The organism is Shewanella sp. 11B5, from assembly GCF_002836795.1.
In the GTDB taxonomy this organism is placed as follows: Bacteria; Pseudomonadota; Gammaproteobacteria; order Enterobacterales; family Shewanellaceae; genus Shewanella; species Shewanella frigidimarina.
Map to the genome: position 1 here is coordinate 1 of NZ_PJAP01000544.1, position 5297 is coordinate 5297.

General features: G+C 41.3%; 3 protein-coding genes. All 3 read left to right on the forward strand.

What is annotated here, in order from left to right:
- Positions 1–112 precede the first annotated feature (112 nt).
- The 3 genes from CXF78_RS12805 (at position 113) to CXF78_RS12815 (ending at position 5005) form a co-directional block, all read left to right on the forward strand.
- On the forward strand, positions 113–1084 hold the full coding sequence (locus CXF78_RS12805) for an esterase/lipase family protein (protein ID WP_011639258.1): 972 nt from the start codon (positions 113–115) through the stop codon (positions 1082–1084).
- A gap of 98 nt (positions 1085–1182) precedes the next feature.
- Positions 1183–2088: a lipase chaperone family protein gene (locus tag CXF78_RS12810; protein WP_180957137.1), complete on the forward strand. Its 906-nt coding sequence runs from the start codon at positions 1183–1185 to the stop codon at positions 2086–2088.
- Positions 2089–2869: 781 nt separating this feature from the next.
- Entirely contained in the window at positions 2870–5005 is a 2136-nt protein-coding gene (locus CXF78_RS12815) for a TonB-dependent receptor family protein (RefSeq protein WP_102037014.1), read from the forward strand.
- Positions 5006–5297: the final 292 nt, after the last annotated feature.

Consider the following 5297-nt stretch of genomic DNA (forward strand, 5'->3'; position numbering starts at 1 on the left):
TTGTTAAACATACGTTAATACTAATTTACTCGATCAAGCATTAAATAGAATCGGGATCCAAGAAGACTTAAACATTCTATGCAATACATCATTGCACCTTTGGGGAGGATAAATGATGAAAACCAGTATGTTAAAAATATTAAAAAAGGTATCTCAGGTTAAATCTGCAACACTTAGCGCATTATTTTTAGCAGGTATTACGCTATTGTCACTTTCGCCACAACAAGCCTATGCCCAAGGAACAAAATACCCTGTGGTACTCGTTCACGGTTTATTTGGTTTTGATGATATTTGGGGGGTAGATTATTTTTACAGAATACCGCAAACCTTACGTCAGCAAGGCGCTCAAGTTTTTGTTGCTAGCGTGTCACCCGCTAATTCAAGCGAAGTCAGAGGGGAGCAGTTGCGTACTTTTGTTCAAGCAGTACTAGCACAAACAGGGGCAGAAAAAGTTAACTTAATTGGCCATAGCCATGGTGGTCCAACGATTCGCTATGTCGCAAGTGTTAGCCCAGAAATGGTGGCTTCGGCAACATCAATTGGTGGTGTTAACTGGGGCAGTCGTGTTGCCGATTTAGCTCGTGGGATAATTCCCGTAAACTCCAATACAGAATACCTTGCACAACAAGGCATTAACTTGTTAGCAGGTATTATTTCTGGCATCTCAGGTAATAACGGCCTACCGTCGGATAGCATCGCAGCGATGACATCCCTAACCACCCAAGGATCTATTGCATTTAACCAAGCTTATCCTGAAGGTATTCCGAGCCAATATTGTGGTCAGGGCCAACAACTAGCAAATAATGGCGTGTATTATTTCTCCTGGTCGGGTACCAGCCCATTAACTCATGTTGTTGATCCATCAGATTACCCACTAAGTTTAACCAGCCTAGTTTTTGGTGAACCTAACGATGGCCTTGTATCAGGCTGTAGTTCTCATCTAGGTAAAGTGATTAAAGACAACTATAAAATGAACCACTTAGATGAAGTAAACCAAACGTTGGGTCTAGTTAGTTGGTTTGAAACGAATCCAGAAACCCTATATCGCCAACATCTCAATCGTTTACAGCAATTGGGTTTATAAACAAGATGAAAAGTGGATTCTCACTATCTCAAAATCCGCGATTATGGGTGGGCATACTTTTGCTCACCCTTTTTATCGTGTTATTCACAGCTTCATTGATGAATAAACACCAATACCAAGCAGAACTATTGGCCTATGATAAATTACCTACCGTTCAGCATAACTCATCATTATTCACACCAGAAACGACAGAAATAAATGAGCCTATCGGCACGGAGAAATTGGGACAGCCACTGCTATTATCTCAAGCGCTACGCTGGGATTTTGACGACATCATTTTGCAGCATCAAGATAAAGCAACCTCGCTAGAAAACCTATTGTCTACATTGGCCAGTAAACTTGACCTTAGTGCCGATGCGCACGCTAAACTTGCAGCATTGTTTCAGCGCTACCGTGACTATAAAATCGCGATATCTTCTCTAAAAGACGCCAGTCCAGCAATAGACGGTGATATTGATTTAACCATGACGTTTGATTTTATCGAACAGGCTCATCTATTGCAGCAAAGCTATTTTTCGGAACTCGAAATAGACGCTTTTTTTGCCAAAGACAACAAGTATGATCAACAAGCATTTGAGCGACTGAGAATTCGACAAGATAGTAGTTTAACCATAGAACAAAAAACGGAGTTACTCGCTCATCAAATCAGCCAACTAGATGAAGAAGAACGCCAAGCCATCACGCCAACATTGATGGCCAATGATATCAGCGCTTATTTAGAGGGAACACCAAAACATGGCGAAGCATCTCCCCCTAACCTAATCACAGGAATAAACGCAGAGATGAGCCAAGAAGTGATTGAACGAGTACAGGCAACTCAAAATACCAATCTAAATTGGCAACATAAAATTACCTTATACCAAGAATACCAACAACAAATCGCCAATTTGTCAGACACGGAACAGCAACAGGCTTTAGCACAATATCAACAACAGCAATTTACCCTCAATGAACAAAAACGCTTAACGGTGTTTCTTAATCATCCTGAGTTAATCAAGCCTTAATCTGCTATCCAATTGATAAATAAACTCTGCTCGGGATAATAAACGCCTCAACTCGACAAATGAGTGACTGACGAAATCCAATCTTGGTGTCATAACTGATATCCCAATACTCAACAATTACACAGTGTCTATCACTCACCGCACTCGAATAGCATCAGAGCCTCAGTAACATCACTTGCTTGAGAGAAAAATCTTTAAATACAAAATTTTACTAAAAAACAGGTCGATAAGAACATCCTCTATTTTAATGGAAACGAGTCTGAGTGAATTACCCAGCTATCAATGACATTTAGTACGGCAAGCTCACACTTACTGGCTATTTACTGAAAGTTTACATTCATAAAAGTAATGAATCAAAAACACCTCATCGCATTGATTAAATTAAGAAACATATCTTAAACATTTTATTAGAGCAGAGAGCTTTACAGTAACAACACCATAAGCACTGGTACGTACCTTGACGGCCACCTCACAAATGAGAATAATTATCAAAATCGATACCAAATATGCTTTGATCATTATGTTTACCTCTCGCTCATTGAACTTAGAATCAAGTCACCAACAGGCTAGTTTCGGAATCGTAAACTCACCCCTTTCTCCTCCCATCAATAAATACTCCAAATTGCGCCATCGATAACACGCGTAAACAACACACTTGTTTACGCCAAAGCATCCTTGATTACTGAAAATTGAGATTGCTGAAGATCGAGGAATGGTCTTTGAAACGTTTATCGTCAACTTATCACTTTAGAACAGACCAAACGAAACATAGGGAATATGCATGTTAACTGAAAAATCCAGATTCACTTTAACCACCATAGCAATGGCCATTGCAGCAAGTTTTGCTAGCTCGACGGCAGTTGCTGACGACAAAAATCAGACCGAAGCCAAACCTGAAATCATTGTGGTGACGGGGAGCTTATTAGGCAATTCTGAAGTTGCTGATTTAAAAACGTATACCGGTAACCGCTCAATCATTACTTCAGATCAAATAGAGCGTACTGCAGCCAGATCAATCGACACTGCATTACAACAAGTTCCTGGGATTAAAATTAAAGACGAAACTGGAACTGGGGTTTTACCTAACATATCAGTACGAGGCTTAGACAGCAGCCGCAGTGGTTACGCCCAAGTCTTACTCGATGGGATCCCAATGACGCTTGCGCCATATGGGCACACAGGTCAGTCATTATTCCCTGCCACGTTATTCATGATAGATAGAATCGATGTAGCACGTGGCGGAGCATCGATTCAGTATGGCCCTAACAACGTTGGCGGCGTAATCAACCTTATTTCAAAGCCAATCCCAACCGACTGGGAAACCAGCGTTAATGAGCGCATGACCTTCTTTGGCGACAGTAATACATTATTTGATACCAACATCAGCACTGGCGGCGCGGTTAATGAAGATTTTTCAATGCGTTTTGATGGCAACATCACCAAAGGGGAGTCGTTTCGTGAACACTCCGACACTGACATTAAAAACCTAATGTTAAAGACCCTGTGGAATATCGATGAGCAAAACAGCTTAGATGCCACGCTGCAATATTACGATGCTTTTTCTGAGCTACCGGGTGCATTAAATACTCCCACTTATGAAGCCGATCGCGAGCAATCCCTACGCCCTAATGATGAGTTTAATGCCGATACTAAACGAGTGTCATTGAAATATAGCCATGTTCTCGACGACTCTAAAATTATCGATTATGGTGAGATTGATCTCAGAGTATTTGGTAATAAAAGTTCACGTAACTTTCAGTGGGATTTTTATGATTCAAGCAAAGACACCGATGGCAATTTAGGCACAAGCTGGAGCGATACCACCCAGGATGCTACTCATCTGCGTAACTCTCCGCGAGACTTTACCGTGTTTGGCATTGAGCCAACGGCAAGCCTGCTTATTGATGGCGATATTAGCCAGCACATTATCGCCGGCGCTCGTTATATTAATGAAGACATTAGCTACCAACTCAACCACATAGACAAGTCGACTCAAACGGCAACTCGTCCGCGTGACTGGCAAATGGATACCAATGCCATGGCCTATTATGTGAGTAATAAAGTGGGATTTTTTGACGACACATTGTCGGTTACTCCTGGCATAAGATATGAAGATGTCCGCATGACCTTCACCAATGTTGGACAAGACTATAGCCAAGATAATCACGTGACCGAGTGGCTTCCCGGCATCACCTTGGGTTATGAGTTCAGTTCAAACTGGTTTGGGTATACCAATGCTCAACGTTCATTGAGAACACCACAAATTTCGCAATTATGGCCTAAAGATCAAACCCTTGAATCAGAGCTATCTTGGAACTATGAAGCTGGGGTACGTTTTACCCCAACAGAGCGCAGTAACTTAAGTATTGCCGCTTATCGTATCGATTTTGAAAATAAAGTCGAATACGACAGAAACGTCAGTATGTTCGTCAATATTGGCCAAACTCGTAACCAAGGTATTGAGCTAGAAGGCACTTACTCACCGATGTCGCTGCCAGATCTGGTTCTAACCGGCGCTTACAACTATTTAGATACCGAACAACTTGATGGCGAGTTTGCAGGTAACGAATTGGCTTATGTGTCTAAGCATCAACTTTCTGCCAGTGCTTTATATAGCATTAAAGATGTCGATTTAGGATTAATGGCGTTCTATTACAGCAAGTCATTCGCTGATCTTGCTAATAGTGTTGAAGAAGATGTATCAGGCACATCGGGTGAAGTGCCTGCGTATACCGTGGTTAATTTCAATATTGCGACTGAGTTTTTCAAACAAGATAATCATGGCTTAAAGGTGGGATTGTCGGTCAACAATCTATTTGATAACGAGTACTACTTTAGAGGCTTAGATGTGTCTCCAGCAGGACGAGTACCAGCATCAGGCCGCTCACTGAGCTTAGATGTCGGTTACACCTTCTAATCGGTATTATTTCTAAGATAGATGTTTTCAGTTTTAACTGAATAATAATCAACATGTTGTAAAGAACAAAGCCTCAGCATTAATGCTGAGGCTTTGTTCTATTAGTTATCGTATTGATGTTCGTATTGCTTGTAGAAATGGAGTGGCCACCGAAAAGAGTTAGGTGGCCCTACGATCAGCAACACAAACATGTAGCCAATCTAAATAACCCCGCCCAATAAACCTTAAATAATCAAATCCTTCATCAAATCTTCTAACACATCCGCCTGACGGCTCAAACTCTCGATTTCTT

Excerpts from the sequence above, each read along its gene's own strand:
- CXF78_RS12805 (WP_011639258.1), top strand. The coding sequence starts at position 113 with ATGATGAAAACCAGTATGTTAAAAATATTAAAAAAGGTATCTCAGGTT.
- CXF78_RS12810 (WP_180957137.1), top strand. The coding sequence starts at position 1,183 with ATGAATAAACACCAATACCAAGCAGAACTATTGGCCTATGATAAATTA.
- CXF78_RS12815 (WP_102037014.1), top strand. The coding sequence starts at position 2,870 with ATGTTAACTGAAAAATCCAGATTCACTTTAACCACCATAGCAATGGCC.